Raw genomic sequence first — 22,658 nt, forward strand, 5'->3', positions numbered from 1 at the left:
AAAACATGGCTAAAATCCGAACAGGTAGAGTCGGAGAACAAATCAAAAAAGAATTAAGCTTGCTTATTCAAAGTGAAATGAAAGACCCGCGTATCGGTTTTGTAACGGTAACAGGTGTAGATGTCACTAATGATCTATCACAAGCTGAGGTATACCTTAGTGTGATGGGTGATGAAGAGCAAAAAGCAAATTCTTTAAAAGGTATCGAAAAAGCAACAGGATTCCTTCGTTCTGAATTGGGCAAACGTATCCGTTTGCGTCACACTCCTGAGTTGATTTTCAAAATCGACGAGTCGATTGCTTATGGCAGTCGTATCGAAGAACTTTTGGGTGAGATCAAAAAAGACGAAACGAACGAATAAGGATAAACACTTTTACAAGGATCAAGCCATATAGCTTGATCTTTAAAGGAGACGGCGATGCAGACCTATGAACAGGGGCTTCTGAATGCGAAAGCATTTATTGAGGAGCACGATGATTTTCTAGTGGTTTCGCATGTTCAGCCGGACGGAGACGCAGTCAGTTCCACTGTAGTAGTGGGCTGGCTTCTGTCTTGTCTAGGCAAAAAATTCACACTAGTGAATGAAGGACCGATTCCCAAAAGAATGCACTATTTAACTTTGTCTGATCAGATTATTGATCAACAAGCAGATGGTAGTGAACGTCAATATCAACATGTTATTTGTGTAGATTGTGCAGATTTCAAACGTGTCGGTTTAGTTAGCCATTGGATGAGCGATACAGCTTCTATTTTAAATATAGATCATCACCCAACCAATGATAATTATGGCGAAGTAAATCTGATCAAAGCAGATGCAGCCGCAACTGCTGAAATTTTATATGACTGGATTGAATGTTTTGATGTGAAATGGACGACAGAAGTAGCAGAAGCTATTTATACTGGTCTGTTAACAGATACAGGTGGATTCCGTTATTCTAGTACTTCTCCTAAAGTGATGGAGATTGCTTCACGATTACTTGATCTTGGTGTAAATGGACCTTATTTAGCAGAAACGTTGTTAGAAGAAGTGACTTTACCACAAGTAAAAGTATTAGGGATGGCATTATCGACATTACAATTAAGTGAAGATGGCAAAATTGCTCATGTCCATGTTACACCTGAACATATGATTATAGCTGGAGCCGATAATGAAGACTTAGAAGGTATTGTTAACTATCCTCGCAATATTCAAGGCGTCGAAGTTGGTATCTTTTTCAAAGTGATTGATGATCATGCTGTCAAAGCAAGTCTCCGTTCTGCAGGTAAAGTGAATGTGGCAGCCGTTGCTCAACATTTTGGCGGTGGAGGCCATATCAAAGCTGCAGGTTGCCGTTTGGAGGGTACTCTGGAAGAAGTTACAGCACAGGTGATCCAGCAGGTGAAGGAGTCATTATGAATGAATTTGATGGAGTGCTTGCGGTACATAAACCGGCGGGCTTTACGTCTCACGATGTAGTTGCCAAAGTTCGGCGTCTTGTAAGCATGAAAAGAATAGGGCATACCGGTACACTTGATCCAGCAGTAACAGGTGTATTACCATTATGTCTGGGGCGATCTACGCGAATTGTTGAATATTTGCAAGAAATGCCCAAAGAATATGTAGCTACACTTCGATTAGGAATAGCTACAGATACCGAAGATATGACCGGTACGATTACGGAACAGATTGACTCTGTAGACGTTTCGGAAGAGCAAGTACGTCATGTACTCGGACAAATGATTGGAACGATCTCTCAAGTACCACCTATGTACTCTGCTATCAAAGTAGACGGTAAACGTCTATACGAATTAGCACGAGAAGGCAAAACGATTGAACGCAAAGCAAGAGAAGTAACGATCTATGAATTAGAAATTATCGATTTCAAAGCAGGAGATCATCCTGAAGTTTCTTTTCGAGCATTATGTTCCAAAGGAACTTATATTCGTACGCTTTGTGTAGATATTGGACGTGCTTTACACGTATCTTCGGTGATGGTTGAATTGATCCGTACACAATCGGCTGGTATTTCACTCGATCAGTGTGTAACTTTTGAACAAATTGCAGAAGCTGTAGAACAAGGCGTATTAGAACAACATTTGATCCAGCCAGATCAAGCTATGTCTAATCTACCTTCTTACACAGTAGATGCTTCGGTATATAAGCATACATTACAGGGCAAACGTATCAGTATTGATGCTATTAAGCCACATGACGAATCTCAACTTCTATCTACTGATGAGACAACAGATTCGCCTGTATTTAAATTGTATGCACCAGATGGAATTTTTATCGGTATTTTTCGTCTGGAACAATCCGCACAAGAAATTGTACCTGTTAAAGTATTTTTACCGTAACGAATCCATTGTGGAATTGCAGGTGATATCGTAATGAATACAGTACATTTATCTTATCCATGGCCTGAAGATGTAGTGAAACATGCTTCCAAACCACAAGTACTTGTGATTGGACAGTTTGATGGATTGCATCTTGGACATGCAAGTGTGATTGATCATGGGATTCGTCTAGCTAGACGACTGGGTGTTCCTGCTTCAGTGATGACTTTCAATCCTCATCCTAAAGAAGTTATGGGAAAAGGCGATTATGAAGGCTATCTTACACCGCTAGCAATGAAAGAAGAATTGTTGCGTGCAATGGGTGTCGATACGTTATATATTGCTGAATTCAATCATGCTTTTTCACAGGTAACGCCGCTGCAATTTTATGAGCAAATGCTATGTCCGTTACAAGTGCATACGGTAGTAGTAGGCTTTGATTTCCACTTTGGTTATAAAGGGGAAGGGAATCCAGATCTACTCCGTACATTTGGCGAAAATGTATTATCTGTAGAAACAGTTCCTGCCTTTTTGTTAGAGGGAGACAAAGTAAGCAGTTCAGCTATTCGTAGTGCATTGCGTGAAGGCAATGTTGCTCATGCGTATAAGCTATTGGGTCGTCCTTATCAAATTCGCGGAAAAGTCATCGATGGCGACAAGCGTGGACGGACGATTGGTTTCCCTACAGCTAATCTAGAACTGGATGGAAATTATGTTGTACCTTCTTCCGGTGTATATGCTGTGCGTGTTCTTGCTGAAGGAGCATGGCGTGCAGGCGTAATGAATATCGGGTACAAACCTACTTTCCAGACAGGAGAGACCAGACCTAGCTTTGAAGCGCATATTCTTGATTTTCAAGGTGATCTGTATGGTCAGCAACTAGCGGTAGAATTGATCGATTATATTCGTCCTGAGCAAAAATTTAGCGGGATTGAAGAATTAGTCACTCAAATTCGCAAAGATGCAGATCGTGCACGTTTCTTATTATCTAACCTTGAAGATTAATCATAAGAATACCGTTGATATTTAATATCGACTTATGCTATACTAATCAACGTTGTCATTCTAATAAATGACAGTCTTCAAAACCTTGGCTTGGTTATACGATCTCACCGTCGGTAACGAGGCTAACGGTTATCATGAATTACACTATTAGGAGGTGAATAGGATGGCATTAACACAAGAACGCAAGCACCAATTGATCGAAGAGCACAGAACTCACGAATCCGATACAGGATCTGTTGAGGTGCAAGTCGCTATCCTTACTGAGAACATCGTGAACCTGCAAACGCATTTTCGCGCTCACAAGAAGGATCATCATTCCCGTCGCGGATTGTTGAAAATGGTTGGTCAACGTCGTAAGCTTTTGGCTTACATCAAAAAGACTGACGTTAAACGTTATAGTGCATTGATCGAAAAATTAGGTCTTCGTCGCTAAAATTAAACAGTATGTCCAAAGCAGCCTGGTTGTTCAGCCGTATGGTCTTTTCGGAGCCGACGGTGACGGCCGGGTTGCTTTTTGTAAGTAGAGGTAATTTGACTATTCTTATAAATATTGAAATGATAATAGTGATTTAGAGTCTAGCGGTGAGATTTCCTTGAAGCAGGGAATCATCACCTTTTTATAGAATACAAATAATGGACTTAAAAAAGGAGGAATTTCATGGAACAGCGAGTTGAAATGCAGCTCGGAGGAAGAACGCTGACATTTGAAACAGGTCGTTTAGCAAAACAAGCGAATGCAGCAGTTATGGTACGTTACGGTGATACAGCAGTACTATGTACAGTAACGGCATCATCAGGTCCTAAAGACTTAGACTTTTTCCCACTTACCGTAAACTACGAAGAAAAATTATATGCAGTAGGTAAAATTCCAGGCGGATTTATCAAACGTGAAGGTCGTCCAAGTGAGAAAGCAATCTTGGCAAGCCGTTTGACAGACCGTCCTATTCGTCCGTTATTCCCTGAAGGTTTCCGTAATGATGTTCAAATTGCTAACCTTGTAATGAGTGTAGAGCAAGATTGCGAGCCTCAAATTGCGGCAATGATCGGTACTTCAGCAGCATTAAGTATTTCAGATGTTCCTTTTAACGGTCCTGTAGGTAGCGTAGCAGTTGGACGCATCGATGGACAATTTATTGTGAACCCAACAGTTGCACAACAAGAAGTGAGTGACCTTTATCTTGTGGTTGCAGGAACAAGAGAAGCGATCATGATGGTTGAAGCAGAAGCTAACGAAATGCCAGAAGACGTTATGCTAGAAGCAATCATGTTCGGTCATGATGAAATTCAACATATCGTAGCAGCTATCGAAGAGCTAGTAAGCAAAGCAGGCAAACCGAAAATGGAAGTTAAACTTCATACGGTGGATAGCGATGTAAATACAGCAGTTCGTGAATATGCTCAAGCTCGTTTGGTTGATGCTGTACGTGTAGCTGAAAAACAAGCTCGTCAAGATGCTATTGATGAGATTAACGATGAAGCTGTTGCCTTTTTTGAGGAGAAGTACATAGAGACTCCTGACCTCATGAAAGACGTAAAAGAAATTTTACATGATATCGTGAAAGAAGAAGTACGTCGTCTAATCACTCACGAAAAAGTACGTCCAGATGGTCGTAGCCTGGCTGAAATTCGCGCAATCGAATGTGATGTAGACTTGTTACCAAGAACACACGGTTCAGGATTGTTTACTCGTGGACAAACTCAAGCGTTGAGTATTTGTACATTGGGTGCTCTTGGAGACGGACAAATTTTGGATGGTATCGCGCCAGAATCTTCTAAACGCTTTATGCATCATTATAATTTCCCTCCATTTAGCGTAGGGGAAGCTCGTCCACTTCGTCCACCAGGTCGTCGTGAAATCGGTCACGGTGCTCTAGGCGAACGTGCACTAATGAAAGTTATTCCTTCTGAAAAAGAATTCCCTTATACAATTCGTCTTGTATCTGAAGTATTGGAATCTAACGGTTCTACATCACAAGCAAGTATTTGTGCAAGTACACTTGCGATGATGGATGCTGGTGTACCTATAAAAGCACCTGTAGCAGGGATTGCAATGGGTCTAATCAAAGATCAAGAGCACGTATCCATTCTAAGTGATATTCAAGGTATGGAAGATCATTTGGGAGATATGGACTTTAAAGTAGCAGGTACTGCTGAAGGTGTAACTGCAATTCAAATGGATATCAAAATTGACGGAATCAGTCGTCAAATTTTATCTGATGCATTATCCCAAGCACGTGAAGGACGTTTATTTATTCTTAGCAAAATGATGGAAATCATTCAAACGCCAAGAACAAGCCTTTCTGCTTATGCTCCGAAAATCATGATTATCAATATCAATCCAGACAAAATCCGTGATGTTATCGGACCGGGTGGTAAAATCATCAACAAAATTATTGATGAAACTGGCGTAAAAATTGATATCGAGCAAGATGGTCGTGTGTTTATCGGTTCTTCAGATGAAGCAATGATCAAACAAGCTCAAACGATGATCGAAAACTTGGTACGTGAAGTGAAAGTTGGCGAAACGTATCTAGGTAAAGTAAAACGTATTGAGAAGTTTGGCGCATTTGTAGAAATTATTCCAGGTAAAGATGGACTGGTACACATTTCTCAACTATCTACAGAGCGTGTAGCTAACGTAGAAGATGTGATCGCTATCGGTGATTCGATTACTGTTAAAGTTACAGAAATTGATAATCAAGGTCGCGTAAATCTTTCTCGCAAAGCTGTACTTGTTGCTGAAGGAACAGCGAAAACACAATCGTAAGATCATCTATGGCTATTTACGTAGCAATGATTAAATAAAGTAAAACAATTCAAAGAGCCAGAAGATTTTATTCTGACTCTTTTTTTGTAGCATTTTATTTTCGTTATTGTGAAAAAATAGCGAGAAGTACATGGACTGATTAGACAAGGTGAAGAAAGCGAAGCCTTGAGCCGTTTTTAAAAGTCTGGTAGGATAGGTATGCATTTATCGAATGGGAGGCCCTCGCATGGAACGAGTTCAACTACACAATGGTCTACGAATAGTTATGGAAAAAATGCCGACCTTCCGTTCTGTCACAATTGGAATCTGGATCAAAACAGGTTCACGTTACGAAGATTTAGTGACCAATGGAATTTCACATTTTATCGAGCATATGTTATTTAAAGGAACAAAGCGCTTTGATGCGCAAAAGATAGCTGAAGTATTTGATGGTATCGGTGGCGATGTGAATGCTTTTACCGCCAAAGAATATACATGTTTTTATGCAAAAGTGTTAGATGAGCATTTATCGATAGCAGTTGATATTTTATCAGATATGTTTTTCCACTCTTTGCTGGATCCAGAAGAATTGAAAAAAGAAAAGAATGTCATTTTGGAAGAAATCTCGATGTATGAAGATGATCCAGATGATCTGGTACACGATCTAGTCACGATGTCTTCGTATGGCGATCATCCACTAGCTTATCCTATTTTGGGAACCGAAGAGCGACTTCATCCTATGGGTAGTGACGAGCTTAGAGCATACATGAAAGAACATTATACGATAGAAAATACAGTCATCAGTGTGGCTGGGAATATAGACGACAGTGTTATTCCTTTGCTGGAGAAACATTTTGGTGATTTTGATAATCATGGAACCAAGCAAGAGTTAAGTATACCTTCTTTTGCAGGTGGACAGATTTTTCATAAGAAAAAAACAGAACAAAATCATATCTGTATGAACTTCCCGGGTGGTAAAATAGATGATCCACGATATTATGCTATGGTTCTTCTGAATAATACACTGGGTGGTGGAATGAGTTCCCGTCTTTTCCAGGAGATTCGTGAAAAAAGAGGATTGGCGTATTCTGTCTATTCTTATTATACGGCTCATGCAGATAGCGGACTGTTTACGATCTACGCAGGAACAGCACCGAAGCAGACCAAAGATGTTTTTGAATTGACACATGCACTTTTACATGATGTCAAAGTCAATGGCATTACTGAACAAGAGTTATATCAAGGCAAGCAACAATTGAAAGGCAATCTGGTGCTAAGTCTGGAAAGTACAAGCAGTATTATGAATCGTTTGGGTAAAAACGAAATCATGCTTGGAAAACACAATACGGTCGATCAGACATTGCAATATATTGAAGAAGTGACGATGGAAGATATTCGCTCAGTGATTGATGATATGTTTGCAGAGCCTTATGCGCTTGCAATGGTAGGTCATTCTGAACGAAGTCTTGCTCATGTTAGGAGAGATGAACTTGTCTATTAATGTTGAAATTATGGCTTTACCCGGAAGTGAAGGATTAGAATTACCTCGTAAAATGTCTGAACTTGCTTCTGGATTCGATCTGTATGCTGCGGTGACTGAGCCCATGGTGTTAGAACCAGGCAAAAGAGCATTAGTACCTACAGGATTAGCATTAGCAATGCCTGCTGGACTAGAAGCACAGATTCGTCCGCGCAGTGGACTTGCGTATAAGCATGGAATCACTTGTCTAAATACACCGGGTACGATTGATGCGGATTATCGCGGAGAAATTAAAGTGTTATTGATCAATCTAGGTGAAGAACCGTTTGCTATCGCTCGTGGTGAACGAATTGCGCAAATGGTATTCCAGATTGTCCCTGAGGTAGATCTGATTGAAGTACAACAATTATCAGAAACGGTACGTGGTGCTGGTGGTTTTGGACATACAGGAACGAAGTAAAGCTTTACATGATTAAAATGTTTTTGCGAAAACAGTTGAAAGATATAACAGGGAATGATATTATTTCTACAATTATTGCAGAACACTGAAATTATAATCCAGTGCAAACTGGCTAAAAGTTGACGGTAGTCTTTGCGACTGCCGTTTACGTTTACATTCAGATGTAAATGGACTTTTTGAAATCGAAGGGGAGAGATATGCCAGATGTCTAATCAATCGTTTAATGTGGCTGTCGTAGGAGCGACAGGAGCAGTGGGTCAACAAATCGTAAGATTGCTTGAAGAACGAGATTTTCCGGTGAACACATTGAAGTTATTATCTTCTGCACGTTCCGCTGGGAAAAAGGTAATCTTTAAAGGGCAGGAAGTTACAGTAGAGGAAGCGACACCGGATAGTTTTGAAGGTGTACATATCGCTTTATTTAGCGCAGGAGGAGATATCAGTAAGGCACTCGCTCCTCACGCCGTCAGACATGGCGCTGTATGCATCGATAATACAAATGCATTCCGTATGGACCCTAATACCCCTCTTGTCGTTCCTGAGGTCAATAGCGACCGTATAGCAGATCATAACGGTATTATTGCGAACCCGAACTGCTCTACGATCCAGATGGTTGCAGCTCTGAAACCTCTTTATGATCGTTATGGTATTGATCGTATTATTGCTTCTACGTATCAAGCGGTATCTGGAGCAGGGAATCAGGCGATTGATGAGTTAAAACGTCAAAGCAAATCGGTGCTTGAAGGCGAAGAAGTAAATCCGGATATTTTGCCAGTAGGCTCATTACCGGTCAAACACCAAATCGCTTTCAATGCGATCCCGCAAATCGATAAATTTCAGGACAACGGATATACACTAGAAGAAATGAAAATGGTCAATGAGACCAAAAAAATTATGGAAGATGAGTCGATCCATGTTACAACAACATGTGTACGTATTCCTGTTGTCTATGGTCACTCTGAATCTGTCTATGTCGAATTAAAACAGGATTATGATCTAGATGAAGTGAAAGCTTTATTGCAAAATGCGCCAGGTATCACTTTAGTAGACGATCCGGCTAATCAAGCTTACCCGCTAGCTACAGACGCAGCTGGCAAAAATGATGTATTTGTAGGACGTTTACGTCGTGATCTAGGTCATGAACGTGGCTTGAATATGTGGATTGTATCTGACAACTTGCTTAAAGGTGCAGCTTGGAACGCCGTGCAAATTGCCGAGATTATTGCAGCAAAAACACCAGCAATTAGCTAACGGAGGCGCATAGTTATTATGTCTACTGTGGTAGAAAAGCAAAATATTTTAGTGCAAAAATTTGGAGGAACTTCGCTATCTACACCTGAAGCGAGAGTTCATGTACTTCGTCATATCAAACGCGAGCTTGCCGAGCAAGTCAAGCTCGTTATCGTTGTTTCAGCCATGGGACGTAGCGGAGATCCTTATGCTACAGATACATTACTTGAGAGCACTGTACTGAATGGCAGTATTCCTTCTCCACGTGAACGTGATTTGTTAATGGGCTGCGGAGAAATGATTTCGGCAGTGACGTTAAGTGGTATTTTGAATAGCGAAGGAATTGCTTCGATCGTTTTAACAGGAGCACAGGCTGGATTTATTACAGATGATAATTTTGGTAATGCCCGTATTCTTGCTGTCCGTCCAGATCGCGTGATACGCGAATTAGAGAGTGGCAAAGTAGTGATCGTTACCGGTTTTCAAGGGCAAAGCGAAGCAGGTGATCTAACAACACTTGGACGCGGCGGAAGTGATACTTCAGCTACAGCGCTTGGAGCAGCACTACATGCCGATATGGTTGATATTTATACCGATGTAAATGGTATCTTAACAGCTGATCCGCGTATTGTAGAAGATGCTAAGCCACTTGCCTATGTAAGCTATAATGAGATCTGTAATATGGCACATCAAGGTGCAAAAGTGATTCATCCGCGTGCAGTAGAAATTGCGATGCAAGCTCAAGTACCTGTACGTGTTCGTTCTACCTTTGGAGATACCGAAGGAACCCTTGTCACTCAATCGGAGCGTTTTGCAGATACACCTACAGGTGTCGTCGATCGTCTGGTAACAGGTATCGCTTATGTGAATAACGTTACACAGATTACGGTAGGCCAACAAGAAGGGGTAGAACATCTTCAATTGAAAGTGTTCCAAGCGATGGCTGAAAATAGTATCAGTGTCGATTTTATCAATGTAACGCCATTTGGAGCGGTGTATACCGTATTTGATAGCGAAGCAGAACGTGCGCTTGCAGTATTGGAAGGAATGGGTCTGCAACCAACAGGATTATCAGGTTGCGCTAAAGTTTCTGTGATCGGTGGCGGAATTAATGGAGTGCCTGGAATTATGGCTCGTATCGTAGCTGCACTGACAGGGCAAAACATTCCTATATTGCAATCTGCTGATTCGAATACAACGATATGGGTGCTTGTGAAAAAAGAAGATATGGTGCAAGCGGTACGTGCTCTGCATTCTCAATTCCAATTGCATCTATAATGTGCTGAATACAGGTCATCGGATAGCTCCGTATTTGAAGGAGGAAATAGAGTGGTAGACTTTGGAAGATTAATGACAGCGATGATTACCCCTTTTAATGAACAAGATGAGATTGATTGGGATGCTACAGCAAGATTAATCGATTATTTAATTGATGAGCAAAAATCAGAATCGTTGGTCGTATGCGGTACAACTGGTGAATCGCCTACACTAAGCGATGAAGAAAAATTACAAATGTTTGAATTTGCAGTTAAACATGCAGCAGGACGATGTAAAATTATTGCTGGTACAGGAAGCAACGAGACACGTCATTCGATTCATTTGACGCGTGAAGCATCCAAATTAGGCATAGATGGTGTACTAATTGTTGTTCCTTATTACAATAAACCTAATCAGGCTGGAATATATACACATTTTAAAGTGATTGCAGAAGCAACAGACTTGCCTGTTATTATGTATAATGTACCTGGACGTACGATCACCAGTATGTCTGTAGCCACGACACTCAAGTTAGCAGAGATCCCTAATATTGTAGGAACCAAAGAATGTGCATCACTTGAACAAGTGACACAGATTGTGGCTCATGCACCAGAAGGATTTCTCGTCTATTCAGGTGATGACTCTTCAGGATTGCCAGCACTTGCAGTAGGTGCTCATGGTATTATTAGTGTAGCTAGTCATGTGGTAGGAACAGAAATGACCGATATGATCGAAGCATATCTTGCCGGTCGTCCTGTAGAAGCAGCGAAGCTTAACCAAAAGCTGTTCCCTATTTTCAAAGGGCTATTTGAGAGCCCTGAGCCGCTTCCTAATCCATCTGCGGTTAAATATGAATTATCCAAACGCGGTTTTGGTAATGGTAACGTAAGATTGCCATTATTGCCGCCTACAGAGCAAGAACAACAATTTATTGATCAATTGTTTGTATAAGTAAATCATGAGTATAGAATAAATAGACAAGCTGCTCTCACTTTGGAGCAGCTTTTTTTATGAACATAGAACTATTTCTTATAAATACATAGTAAGTAGTCAGCAAAATATAGCGAATCGTTACATAAAATTTGTATGAAATCGTGCAGATTATAAAGGCTTTAGTAGACTCAAGTAAACATGACTTGTGTTTTTGTTTTTTAATCATGTATAATAATCTCAAGTGACTGGGTGCGGTATAAAGAAATAGAGGTTTGCTGAATGAATTCTTTGTCAGGCAAAGTATTCGTGTAACTCAGCAGACGGTCAACGAACCGATAAAGCTTTCGGGTGCTGATTCCTTGCGGAATCGAAACGGTTTGATAGATATCCGTTTTGAAAAGGGAACCCACCTTTATTGAAGGTTTTGTAATTAATTGTATGTACACATTAAATTTTGTTTAAAAATATTTAGTAATAACGTCCAATACTTATAGGAGGTCTAGATAACATTGTCGAAAAAAACGAATAACGAAAAACTGACGATCTTTGCTTTGGGCGGCGTCGGTGAAATTGGTAAAAATATGTACGTCATTCAATATGGTAATGACATTGTCGTGATTGATTCAGGTCTTAAATTCCCAGAGGAGGATATGCTAGGGATCGATATCGTTATCCCTGATATTTCTTACCTTACTGAAAATCGTGACAAAGTGCGCGCTATCATTTTAACGCATGGTCATGAAGATCATATTGGTGGTCTACCATACGTATTGAAACATTTAAATGTACCTGTATACGGTACCAAATTAACGATTGGATTAGTGGAGAACAAGCTGAAAGAAGCTAATTTGCTTGGCGAAACGAAACGTATCCTTATCAACGAAGATTCCGAACTTAAATTAGGTAACACCCTCACTGCTACATTCTTCCGTACGAACCACAGTATTCCTGATTCTGTAGGTGTATGTGTAGCTACTCCAGAAGGTAACGTTGTACACACAGGTGACTTTAAATTTGATCATACGCCTGTAAATGGTGAGTTCGCTAACTTGCAACGTATGGCTGAAATTGGTAGTAAAGGTGTTCTTGCACTACTATCTGATAGTACAAATGCAGAAAAACCAGGCTTTACGCCTTCAGAACGCAATGTAGGTATTGTGTTGGAAGATATTTTCCGCAAAGCAACACAACGTGTAGTTGTAGCTACATTTGCATCTAACGTTCACCGTATTCAGCAAGTAGTTAACGCTGCTGCTGCAACAGGTCGTAAGATCACTGTAATCGGTAGAAGTATGGTAAATGTAGTAGGTATTGCTTCTGATCTTGGATATCTTGATATTCCAGATGGCATGATTATTGAGCCGGAAGAAGTAAACAAAATGGCAGCAGATCGCGTCGTTATCCTGTCTACAGGAAGCCAAGGCGAACCGATGTCAGCACTTACACGTATGGCCCGTTCGACACACCGCAAAGTCGATATTTTACCGGGAGATACTGTTATTATTGCAGCTACACCTGTACCGGGTAATGAAAAATATATTGGACGTACGATTGATGAATTGTTCCGCTTAGGTGCAAACGTTATATATAGTGGTTCTAACTCAGGCGTCCATGTATCTGGACACGGATCACAAGAAGAGCTTAAATTAATGCTTAACTTGATGAAACCGAAATTCTTTATCCCAATTCATGGTGAACACCGTATGCAACGCAAACATGCTTTACTAGGTGAAGCAGTGGGTATCGCTCCAGAAGATATCTTTATGATTGATATCGGTGATACAGTTGAGATTCAAGGTGGAGTAGCACGCAAAGCCGGTAAAGTCACTTCTGGTAACGTGTTGATCGATGGATTAGGCGTAGGTGATGTAGGTAATATCGTTCTTCGTGATCGTAAACTATTGTCACAAGATGGTATCCTTGTTGTTGTCGTTACCCTGAGCAAACAAGATGGACAGATTGTATCTGGACCAGACATTATCTCTCGTGGATTCGTATATGTTCGTGAATCTGAAGGATTACTTGATGAAGCGAACCGCATCGTAACAAGCACATTGCAACGCTTAATGAGCGAACGTGTGAACGAGTGGGCATCATTGAAAACAAGTGTTAAAGACTCTCTTGGTCGTTTCTTATATGAGCAAACGCGCCGTAGACCAATGATCCTTCCGATCATTATGGAAGTCTGAGTTCATGAAATATAGAATAAACGGGTAAGAGGCAACCAGTCGCCCCCGTTCATCACATGGTATATTGGACGGTCCCATGTGATGAACGGGGGTTTTGCGTTTTTTTTTAGAAGTCAAATAGACTTCATTTGCTTGGTATATGATATAATAGTGCATCGGAGGTGGTGACAAATGGCGAAGCCAACAACAACCCAGAAGTCCAAGTCAGCACAAAGTTCACCACGAAAAAAAGTGGTGTCCAAATCATCGTCTGCGACTCGGAAAACAACAACGACAACAAAGCGCAAACCGGTTGCCCGTAAGCGAAATAGCAAAGCGAAAGCTTCGGCTTGGGCAACGTTAAAATATGAAGTCTATGGTATTATTTTAATCACATTTTCTGTGATTGCTTTATCTAGACAAGCGGCAGTAGGCGAATTTTTGCATTACATAACTGCTTTTATACTAGGCAAGGTCTATTTTGTGTTGCCTTTGGTTGGTATTTACATAGGGCTGGCTATTATGCTTCGGCGAAAATGGCCACGAGGATGGAATGGTAGATTATCAGGCTTGGTCTTATTAACTTGCGCGGCGACATTAATCAGTATTTTGACATATGTACCGGTTGAACAATTAACTTCTTTGCCAGCAAGACAAGCGGCAGGTGGTTATATTGGTGCTGTGCAAATGTGGTTGTTTATGATGTTATTCGGTGTGATCGGAACCAAATTAATCGCTACAGTTATGGTGATTATCAGTCTGATGTTAATTACTCAATTATCAGTTGCTGATCTAGTACAGCGTATACGTGGTTATGTAAAACAATTATCGGCATGGGCTCAAGAAAAGCTGGAATTGATGCAGATTGCCAAAGCTGAACGTCAAGAAGAACGTGAACTGCAAGCAGCGGAAGCCGCCGAGATGGAAGCATATGAAGACGAACTAGAAGAAGAGGAACAAGATTCCAAACTTTCTGCATCAGGTCTATTTCCGTGGAGTCGTAAACGGAATCGTCAATCAGAACAAGATGAAGAAAATCCATATGCAGTGATAGATGCTCAATTTGAAGAAGAAGAACTTACACCAGCATCTGTTGTTACTGCTATGCCAACAAGATCCAAAAGTCGTGTGTCTTCAAAAGCAGGGCTTACTCAACAAGCAGATATCTTATCTTCACCTGCGATAGCTACTACGCCTGAAAGTGATCTCTGGGATAATGCAGATGCAGAAGGACAGGTAGATGAGAAACCACCTATTATTCGTGATTTTTTTGCACAGATGCAGTATGAACGTGGAGAACGTAATGAAGAGGACACACTTAGTGAGAATATAGGCGCTGATGCTTCAACAACAGATATAGAAGCAGAAGCTTTAACAGCTATTCTTCACGCTGATTCAAATGACACCAATGGAACACCATTACAGGTAGTTGAAGAAGATATCACTCATACAGATGAAGAATCTATGTCGTCTGAGAATAATCAAGCTGTAGAAGGACATCCACATTCCAATAGTGGTTCTGTAGTAGAAGGTGGAACCCTTATACCACCTCCTGTGCCACAGCCTAAGCCTTACAAATTGCCTTCGTTTGCATTATTAGCCAAACCGAAGAATATTAGTACTGCTAATGATCAGAATGATTATATGGTGATTGCACGTAAGCTAGAGACTACACTTGAAAGTTTTGGAGTACGGGCGAAAGTAGTTGAAGTTGTTCGCGGACCAGCGGTAACTCGTTATGAGCTACAACCCGATGTAGGTGTAAAAGTAAGTCGTATCGTAGGCTTAACCGATGATATTGCACTGGCACTAGCTGCCAAGGATATACGGATGGAAGCTCCGATTCCAGGCAAAGCGGCAGTCGGTATAGAAGTACCGAACAATGAAGTTGCTATGGTCACGATGCGTGAAGTAATGGAGACATCTATTTTCAAAGAATCCGAAGCTAAATTGTCGATTGCTTTTGGACGGGATATCGCAGGGCAGACGATTGTAGGCAACTTAGCCAAAATGCCCCATTTACTCGTAGCAGGAGCTACAGGTTCGGGTAAATCGGTATGTATTAACGGGATTATTACGAGTATTTTATACAAAGCTAAGCCTGATGAAGTAAAATTCTTAATGGTCGATCCCAAAATGGTAGAGTTGAATATTTATAACGGTATTCCGCATTTGTTAGCACCTGTAGTAACCGATCCTAAGCGTGCATCATTAGCACTCAAAAAGATCGTTGTCGAAATGGAAAAACGATATGAGTTATTTTCCAAATCAGGTACACGTAATATGGAAGGTTATAACAACTTGATGAAAGATAATCCAGCAGCAGTTTTACCGTACATTGTTGTTATTGTCGATGAGTTAGCCGATTTAATGATGGTAGCTGCGGGCGATGTAGAAGATGCGATTGCACGTCTAGCACAGATGGCACGCGCAGCAGGGATTCATTTGATTATTGCTACTCAGCGTCCTTCAGTTGATGTTATTACCGGCGTGATCAAAGCGAATATTCCTTCTCGTATTGCTTTTGGTGTATCTTCACAAATTGATTCACGTACTATTTTGGATATGGGCGGAGCCGAGAAATTGTTAGGGCGCGGAGATATGCTATTTATGCCTGTAGGTTCTTCTAAGCCTACTCGTGTACAGGGAGCATTTATGTCTGACGAAGAAGTTGAAGCGATTGTATCTTATTGTCGTGGTCAAGGTGATGCACAATATGTAGAAGACCTTGTGCCAGAGATTGATGATACAGTTAACAATATAGATGAACAGTTGGATGAATTATATGATCAAGCTGTGCAGATTGTAGTAGAAGGGAAGCAAGCTTCTGTATCGCTATTACAACGCCGAATGAGAGTTGGATATACTCGTGCTGCACGTCTGATTGATTCACTGGAAGCTCATGGTATTGTAGGGCCTTATGAAGGTAGTAAGCCTCGTGAAGTGTTAATTACTGTTGAACAATATCAGCAGAAGTTAGCCAGTAATTCATAATATGCTTTAAAATAGACCGTAGAAGATCCAATCTATCTGTCTAAAGTAGATGCTGTCTGTATAGACTAGACTATAACAAAAAAGAAGCGCCACTCCTATGTATTAGCGAGTAGCGCTTCTTTTTGTTATGAGTATTCAATGCTCAACTAAAGGAATCTTATGAACCGTTATAACGATCTAAAATACTTGTTTTGTTAGAGCTATCATATACAAATCCATAAATCTTTTTGTTCATATTGCTATAGGCGCTGTCAATTTCTTCAGCAACACTATTGAACAAAGTATTGGTTTGGTATGAAGTTAAAGAATTCCAATCGCCTTTGTTTGCATAGATACGGAATACGATTTCTTCATCATTATCGTTAGACAATTCAATTGATAATTTAACACCTTTGTACGTACCGAAGTCGTTATTCAAAGTCGTTTGAACTGTGCTCAAATCAACATTTGAACCGATGATGATACTGTTACTGCTATTTGTTGAGAATGTTAGCAATTTAACAGAGTTTTTGTTAACTACAGTTCCTGTTACTGTAGCATCATCATATGTGCTGTTATCATGAATAGCATCTACGATATTTTGTAACAATGTTCTACGGTTAGAAGTAGACAGATCATTCCATACACTTTCAGTGACTTTGATATTCACTTTCAATTTGTCTGAATTACCTGTTAATTCAATATTAGCACTTGTACCTTTGTAATCAGCATAAGAATTGTTAAGTGTTGTTTGTAATTTGTTCAAAGTAGTGCTGTTTGAATTTGAGCTAGTGTTATTGTTTTTCAAGTCTGTAATTTGAGTATTCAAGCTTGTGATTTGCGCTTGCAATTGAGCAATCGTTGTATCTTTTGTTGTATTTTGTGCTGTTGCTGTATTCAATTGCAATTGTAGATTTTGAATTTGAGAATTCAATGTATCTACAGTCGTTTGCGGTACTTGAGTTGTTTTGTCAGCTACATTTACAATTTTGTTCGTATTGTCCCAAGTTACTTTTTTATCAAATACATCACCCATCATACGAAGTGGAATGTATGTAGTACCATTGACCATGAATGGTTCTTGGCTGGCATCTACAGTCACTTCCTGGTTGTTGTAAATGACTTTAATGTTGTTGTACATCGCTTTAAGTTGCTTGGTCGCTTGCGAAGCATACGTGCTATTTACAAAAATACTGCCGGAAATAGCAAGAGCGGACACAGTAGCAATAATCACAGGTTTTTTTCTTAGTTTCATGTTGTTCGTCGAGCTCCTTTTTTTCTAGATTTGGAGATATACTTTTTTACTATACGTAATCTAAAGTATGACCCCTTCGTAATCCTTTTTGTTTTTGCTCGGTAGGTTGAGCATGACCATTCCTCGTATAGTATGACGAAGTGTGTATAAAATATGTTGCTATAAAGATGCTGATCTCCAGAAATTCGACATTAGAACGTCTATATTCCTCTATCAGAGACTAAATTTTATCACAAATAGAGGTAGGAAAGAAACCCAACGCCTTTTTTGAATACTTTGTCTTATATTGCAGTATAACGAAATACCTATCATCTCGTTTGCTTCTTGTATTTCGATTAGTATAAAATAAGTAAAGTTAGAGCATTACCAAATTGGCTTGATAAAGGAGTTTTGACGTTGAATAATACCGGATTCGAACGCGGTGAAGTAAATGGGATACGTGTACATGTAATGCCAACTACACGATTCAAAACATTTGCCGTTTCACTTTATATGGGAACCCCCCTTGCAGAAGATACAGTTACTCCTACAGCTTTGATTCCTTTTATTTTGCGTAGAGGAACAGCCAAGTATCCAGAAACAACACAATTTCGTGAAGCTTTAGAAAATATGTATGGTGCAGGCTTTGGATTTGATGTATACAAAAAAGGCGATTATCAGATGGTGCAATTCCGTATGGATACGATCAATGATTCGTTTGTATCTGCTGATGAATCGCTGTTAAAACAAAGCATTTCTTTTTTAGGAGATGCCGTAACCAATCCTGTACTTGAAAATAATGCATTCCGTGAAAAATATGTAACCGCAGAACGTGAAAATGTTCGTAAACGCTTGGAGTCTGTAGTAAACGATAAAATTCGTTATGCTGCTGAACGTTGTATCCAGGAAATGTGCAAAGATGAGCCTTATCGCTTAAACGCTTTGGGACAACTAAGTGATCTGGACGGGCTTAATGGTGCTAATGTATATGAACGTTACCAACAATGGCTTGAAAATAGCACGATGGATCTGTATGTTGTGGGTGATACTACCCTTGAAGAAGTGTTAGAACTTGTAGGCAGTCAATTTGCTCGCAAAACAAATACACTACATGCTTACAAAATATCGATTCCGCGCTCTGCTGGTGCAGAAGTCAAACATATTGTTGAAAAAATGGAAATCAGTCAAGGTAAACTAAATATGGGATTACGTACACCGATTACGTACGGAGATAATCGTTATGCTTCCGCTTGGGTAGCAAATGGTATTTTAGGTGGTTTCCCGCATTCTAAATTGTTTACCAATGTACGTGAAAAAGAAAGTTTGGCTTACTATGTAGGCTCACGCTTTGATCCATACAAAGGCATTACAACGATCCAATCAGGAATTGAAATACAGAACTTTGATAAAGCATTAAATATTATCAAAGAACAATTGGCTAATCTACAAGCTGGAGATATCAGTGAATCAGAGATTAGTCAGACCAAAGCTATGATCCGTAACGATTTGTTAGAGTCTCGTGATTCTGCGTATCAAATGATCGGTTATGATTTTAATGGTCGTTTTGCAGATAAAGATCGTCCTGTAGAACAATTGTTGTCTGAAGTAGAATCGGTTACACCAGAGCAGATCCAGTCTGCTGCAAGTGTATTAACGCTTGATACGATTTATTTCCTTACGACAGAACAGAAGGAGGCATAATTATGGAAAGTATCCGCTATGATCGTTTACAAGAAACTTTATATTTCGAAACTATGGATAATGGATTACAAGTATATGTGCTTCCCAAAGAAGGATTTCAAAAAACATATGCTACATTTGCTACCAAATATGGCTCTGTAGATAATCATTTCCAAGTAGAAGGACAAGAAGAAGTTAAAGTACCGGATGGGATTGCTCACTTTTTGGAGCATAAAATGTTTGAAGAACCTGATGGTGTCGATGTATTTTCTAAATTTTCGGTTAAAGGTGCTTCGGCTAACGCATTTACTAGCTTTGAGCAGACGGTATATTTATTTTCTGCAACTGAACAGATTGAAGATAATTTAGAAACATTGCTTAATTATGTACAAAACCCTTACTTTACTAAAGAAAATGTAGATAAAGAAAAAGGGATTATCGGTCAAGAAATTCAAATGTATCAAGATAATGCCGACTGGCGTGTATATTATGGATTGTTAGAAGCAATGTATCAAAAAAATCCATTACGTATTGATATCGCAGGTACGATTGAATCGATCAGTACGATTACAAAAGATACACTGTATGAGTGTTACAACACGTTTTATCATCCTTCCAATATGATGTTATTTGTAGTAGGTGGAGTAGATCCTGCGACAGTGATCGAGCAAGTGCGTGCTAATCAGCAAGCCAAAGATTATCAACCACAAGGTTCGATCAGTCGTTTCTTTGAAGAAGAACCGGTAGCTGTAGGTGAACCATGGCATGAAGTTCGTTTGCCTGTATCAGAGCCTAAATGCCTATTAGGTCTAAAAGAAGTCAAAAATGGTCTGACTGGTGAAGCATTGCAACGTCGTACATTAACGACCAAGCTGATGCTTGATTTGTTACTTGGTAACAGTACTCAGTTGTATCAGACATTGTATGATGAAGAATTAATTTCCGATGATTTCGGTAGTGATTATAGCAGTACAACAGAGTATGGTTATTCGATGATGGGTGGAGATACCCGCGATCCTAAATTACTTGTACAACGTCTGCAAGAAGAGATCAATAAAGTGATTGCTACAGGATTTAGCCAGGATGCATTTGATCGTGCATTGCGTAAAAAAATTGGTGGATACTTGCGTATGCTGAATTCACCTGAAAGTATCGCTCATGAATTCACACGCAATCGTTTCCGTGATAGCGACTTTTTCGATATTCTTCCAATCTATGAATCGCTTACAGTAGAAGATGTGAATGCTCGCTTGCGTGAACATATGAACTGGGATCAACTGGCTGTATCGGTGGTTGTTAGTCCGTGAATCAGCCCCAATCTGTAGCTGCAAGTAGCAAGCCTTTTTCGCAAATGACTGTACTGATTACAGGTGCAAGTAAAGGAATAGGGGCTGCTACAGCAAAGCGATTTGCTATGGCTGGAATCAATGTAGCTGTTCATTATCGCAGTTCGCATGAAGAAGCAAATGATGTTGCTCGTATATGTCTGGAATATGGTGTGAAAGTGTTGACCATTGCCGCAGACTTACGCAGTATGGAGCAGATTAAGCGAATGCGTGATAAGTTAGAACAGCATGATATGTTGCCTGATATTTTGGTAAATAATGCAGGAATTGCTCATTATGGCATGCTTACCGATATGACAGAACAAGATTTCGACGATGTTATAGCGACAAATCTCAAAAGTGTATTTCTCTGTACTCAAGTCTTTATGCCTCATATGATCAATCAACGCTATGGGCGGATTATTAATGTATCTAGTATCTGGGGCATTACAGGCGCTTCTTGTGAAGTATTGTATTCGGCAAGTAAAGGTGGTATCAATGCTTTTACTAAAGCGTTAGCCAAAGAACTAGCCCCTTCAGGTGTGACAGTGAATGCTATCGCCCCCGGAGTCGTTCGGACTGAAATGATTGCTCATCTGGAACCTGCAGAGATTGAGTCACTAGAAGAAGAGATTCCAGCAGGACGAATCGCTGAACCAGATGAGATTGCTTCGATGGTTTACTTTTTGGCTTTGCCGGAATCAGGTTATATGACAGGTCAAGTGGTGAGTCCTAACGGTGGATTTTTGACCTGATATTGCTATCGATCCATAAGATATTATACGATGAAGGAGCTTCTATATTTAGGTATAGAAGCTTCTATTCATATCATGCTATAATCTTGTAGTTTGAGTGATTACGAAGTTGTTACTGTCTGCTTCTTGCCTTTCTATTTTATTTTATATATCATTAACGTGTTAATGACTTTGCATTGAATAGCAGAAAAGGGTCGGAGTTGGTATAGACTATCTGCTTTGATGACTATATAGCAGTGCCGTTATAAAAATAAATGTGTGATCCATCGACATAGGATTCGGGCTAGAAAGTATTCATGCGATAGAAAGGTTAGAGGTGAACGTGGAACTAAAACAGTGGTATTTGGAATACAGGATACATAAAAATCGTCCTGGTCTATTGGGAGATGTAGCGTCTTTATTAGGTATGCTGAATGTTAACATTTTGACCATTAATGGTGTAGAGGGTAAGACACGTGGTATGCTATTAGAGACGGATGATGATGAGAAGATTCGTCTCCTTGGTGATATGCTTGCCAAAGTTAGCAATATTACAGTGACGGCTTTGCGTCAACCCAAGCTTGTTGATATTTTAGCAGTACGTCATGGACGTTATATTGAGCGTGATTCGGATGACAAAAAAACATTCCGTTTTACAAGAGATGAATTAGGCTTACTGGTTGATTTCTTAGGTGAAATCTTCAAACGTGAAGGCAATCAAATTATCGGTTTACGCGGAATGCCTCGTGTTGGTAAAACAGAATCGATTATTGCAGGTAGCGTATGTGCGATGAAACGCTGGACATTTGTGTCTTCGACGTTGCTAAGACAAACTGTACGAAGCCAATTATCAGAAGAGGAAAACAATCCAAACAACATCTTTATTATCGATGGGATTGTCAGTACGATTCGTTCCAATGAACGTCACCATCAATTGCTTCAAGATATTATGGCGATGCCAAGTACCAAAGTGATCGAACATCCCGATATTTTTGTGCGGGAATCTGATTATGAATACAGTGATTTCAACATTATTATTGAATTGCGCAACAATCCGGGAGAAGAGATCGTCTATGATACATTCACGGAAAGTTATGCGGATGATATATAAAAAAAGTC

General features: G+C 40.0%; 18 protein-coding genes. 17 read left to right on the top strand and 1 reads right to left on the bottom strand.

Annotated features, from left to right (window positions below; translation table 11 throughout):
• Positions 1-5: 5 nt before the first annotated feature.
• The 13 genes from rbfA (at position 6) to PQ456_RS09045 (ending at position 16,587) form a co-directional block, all read left to right on the top strand.
• Positions 6-362, top strand: a complete 357-nt coding sequence (gene rbfA, locus PQ456_RS08985) for a 30S ribosome-binding factor RbfA (protein WP_273615804.1) — start codon at positions 6-8, stop codon at positions 360-362.
• Between the two features lie 57 nt (positions 363-419).
• Positions 420-1,397: a DHH family phosphoesterase gene (locus PQ456_RS08990; protein ID WP_273615805.1), complete on the top strand. Its 978-nt coding sequence runs from the start codon at positions 420-422 to the stop codon at positions 1,395-1,397.
• Entirely contained in the window at positions 1,394-2,335 is a 942-nt protein-coding gene (gene truB, locus PQ456_RS08995) for a tRNA pseudouridine(55) synthase TruB (protein ID WP_273615806.1), read from the top strand. The genes PQ456_RS08990 and truB overlap by 4 nt, the downstream gene beginning before the upstream one ends.
• A 33-nt stretch (positions 2,336-2,368) precedes the next feature.
• Positions 2,369-3,319 carry a bifunctional riboflavin kinase/FAD synthetase gene (locus tag PQ456_RS09000; protein WP_273615807.1) on the top strand — a complete coding sequence of 317 codons (951 nt, stop codon included), beginning with the start codon at positions 2,369-2,371 and terminating at the stop codon, positions 3,317-3,319.
• Between the two features lie 163 nt (positions 3,320-3,482).
• Positions 3,483-3,752, top strand: coding sequence for a 30S ribosomal protein S15 (gene rpsO / locus PQ456_RS09005; RefSeq protein ID WP_273615808.1), 270 nt, complete (start codon positions 3,483-3,485; stop codon positions 3,750-3,752).
• 225 nt (positions 3,753-3,977) lie between these two features.
• Positions 3,978-6,086: a polyribonucleotide nucleotidyltransferase gene (gene pnp / locus PQ456_RS09010; RefSeq protein WP_273615809.1), complete on the top strand. Its 2,109-nt coding sequence runs from the start codon at positions 3,978-3,980 to the stop codon at positions 6,084-6,086.
• A 226-nt stretch (positions 6,087-6,312) separates the two neighbouring features.
• Positions 6,313-7,566: a M16 family metallopeptidase gene (locus PQ456_RS09015; protein WP_273615810.1), complete on the top strand. Its 1,254-nt coding sequence runs from the start codon at positions 6,313-6,315 to the stop codon at positions 7,564-7,566.
• The gene (gene dut, locus PQ456_RS09020) at positions 7,550-8,005 is read left to right on the top strand and encodes a dUTP diphosphatase (protein ID WP_373461953.1); all 456 of its coding nucleotides are present in this window, start codon (positions 7,550-7,552) and stop codon (positions 8,003-8,005) included. Before PQ456_RS09015 ends, dut begins: the two co-directional genes overlap by 17 nt.
• Before the next feature lie 204 nt (positions 8,006-8,209).
• On the top strand, positions 8,210-9,256 hold the full coding sequence (locus tag PQ456_RS09025; RefSeq protein ID WP_273615812.1) for an aspartate-semialdehyde dehydrogenase: 1,047 nt from the start codon (positions 8,210-8,212) through the stop codon (positions 9,254-9,256).
• Between the two features lie 18 nt (positions 9,257-9,274).
• On the top strand, positions 9,275-10,513 hold the full coding sequence (dapG, locus tag PQ456_RS09030; RefSeq protein WP_273615813.1) for an aspartate kinase: 1,239 nt from the start codon (positions 9,275-9,277) through the stop codon (positions 10,511-10,513).
• A 51-nt stretch (positions 10,514-10,564) separates the two neighbouring features.
• Complete coding sequence (dapA, locus tag PQ456_RS09035; protein WP_273615814.1) at positions 10,565-11,443, top strand: 4-hydroxy-tetrahydrodipicolinate synthase; 879 nt, start codon at positions 10,565-10,567, stop codon at positions 11,441-11,443.
• A 491-nt stretch (positions 11,444-11,934) separates the two neighbouring features.
• Positions 11,935-13,614, top strand: coding sequence for a ribonuclease J (locus PQ456_RS09040; RefSeq protein WP_273615815.1), 1,680 nt, complete (start codon positions 11,935-11,937; stop codon positions 13,612-13,614).
• Positions 13,615-13,785: 171 nt separating this feature from the next.
• Complete coding sequence (locus tag PQ456_RS09045; RefSeq protein ID WP_273615816.1) at positions 13,786-16,587, top strand: FtsK/SpoIIIE family DNA translocase; 2,802 nt, start codon at positions 13,786-13,788, stop codon at positions 16,585-16,587.
• A 157-nt stretch (positions 16,588-16,744) separates the two neighbouring features.
• Here PQ456_RS09045 and PQ456_RS09050 read toward each other — a convergent pair whose 3' ends face one another.
• A complete protein-coding gene (locus PQ456_RS09050) occupies positions 16,745-17,821 on the bottom strand; it encodes a stalk domain-containing protein (protein ID WP_204824522.1) in 1,077 nt (358 codons plus the stop codon).
• A 396-nt stretch (positions 17,822-18,217) separates the two neighbouring features.
• Between PQ456_RS09050 and yfmF the strand changes: the two genes are divergently transcribed.
• From yfmF to PQ456_RS09070, 4 genes are all read left to right on the top strand, one after another.
• Positions 18,218-19,501, top strand: a complete 1,284-nt coding sequence (yfmF, locus tag PQ456_RS09055) for an EF-P 5-aminopentanol modification-associated protein YfmF (RefSeq protein ID WP_273615817.1) — start codon at positions 18,218-18,220, stop codon at positions 19,499-19,501.
• A 2-nt stretch (positions 19,502-19,503) separates the two neighbouring features.
• A complete protein-coding gene (gene yfmH / locus PQ456_RS09060; protein WP_273615818.1) occupies positions 19,504-20,787 on the top strand; it encodes an EF-P 5-aminopentanol modification-associated protein YfmH in 1,284 nt (427 codons plus the stop codon).
• A gap of 44 nt (positions 20,788-20,831) precedes the next feature.
• Positions 20,832-21,560, top strand: coding sequence for an elongation factor P 5-aminopentanone reductase (ymfI, locus tag PQ456_RS09065; RefSeq protein WP_273616284.1), 729 nt, complete (start codon positions 20,832-20,834; stop codon positions 21,558-21,560).
• Positions 21,561-21,882: 322 nt separating this feature from the next.
• Positions 21,883-22,650: a DUF3388 domain-containing protein gene (locus PQ456_RS09070; RefSeq protein ID WP_069327324.1), complete on the top strand. Its 768-nt coding sequence runs from the start codon at positions 21,883-21,885 to the stop codon at positions 22,648-22,650.
• Positions 22,651-22,658: the final 8 nt, after the last annotated feature.

Source organism: Paenibacillus kyungheensis (genome assembly GCF_028606985.1).
In the GTDB taxonomy this organism is placed as follows: domain Bacteria; phylum Bacillota; class Bacilli; order Paenibacillales; family Paenibacillaceae; genus Saccharibacillus; species Saccharibacillus kyungheensis.

Coding starts and splice junctions, on each gene's coding strand:
- pnp (WP_273615809.1), top strand. CDS start 3,978: ATGGAACAGCGAGTTGAAATGCAGCTCGGAGGAAGAACGCTGACATTT.
- PQ456_RS08990 (WP_273615805.1), top strand. CDS start 420: ATGCAGACCTATGAACAGGGGCTTCTGAATGCGAAAGCATTTATTGAG.
- dut (WP_373461953.1), top strand. CDS start 7,550: ATGAACTTGTCTATTAATGTTGAAATTATGGCTTTACCCGGAAGTGAA.
- dapG (WP_273615813.1), top strand. CDS start 9,275: ATGTCTACTGTGGTAGAAAAGCAAAATATTTTAGTGCAAAAATTTGGA.
- PQ456_RS09015 (WP_273615810.1), top strand. CDS start 6,313: ATGGAACGAGTTCAACTACACAATGGTCTACGAATAGTTATGGAAAAA.
- rpsO (WP_273615808.1), top strand. CDS start 3,483: ATGGCATTAACACAAGAACGCAAGCACCAATTGATCGAAGAGCACAGA.
- PQ456_RS09000 (WP_273615807.1), top strand. CDS start 2,369: ATGAATACAGTACATTTATCTTATCCATGGCCTGAAGATGTAGTGAAA.
- PQ456_RS09045 (WP_273615816.1), top strand. CDS start 13,786: ATGGCGAAGCCAACAACAACCCAGAAGTCCAAGTCAGCACAAAGTTCA.
- PQ456_RS09050 (WP_204824522.1), bottom strand. CDS start 17,821: ATGAAACTAAGAAAAAAACCTGTGATTATTGCTACTGTGTCCGCTCTT.
- PQ456_RS09025 (WP_273615812.1), top strand. CDS start 8,210: ATGTCTAATCAATCGTTTAATGTGGCTGTCGTAGGAGCGACAGGAGCA.
- truB (WP_273615806.1), top strand. CDS start 1,394: ATGAATGAATTTGATGGAGTGCTTGCGGTACATAAACCGGCGGGCTTT.
- rbfA (WP_273615804.1), top strand. CDS start 6: ATGGCTAAAATCCGAACAGGTAGAGTCGGAGAACAAATCAAAAAAGAA.
- ymfI (WP_273616284.1), top strand. CDS start 20,832: ATGACTGTACTGATTACAGGTGCAAGTAAAGGAATAGGGGCTGCTACA.
- yfmH (WP_273615818.1), top strand. CDS start 19,504: ATGGAAAGTATCCGCTATGATCGTTTACAAGAAACTTTATATTTCGAA.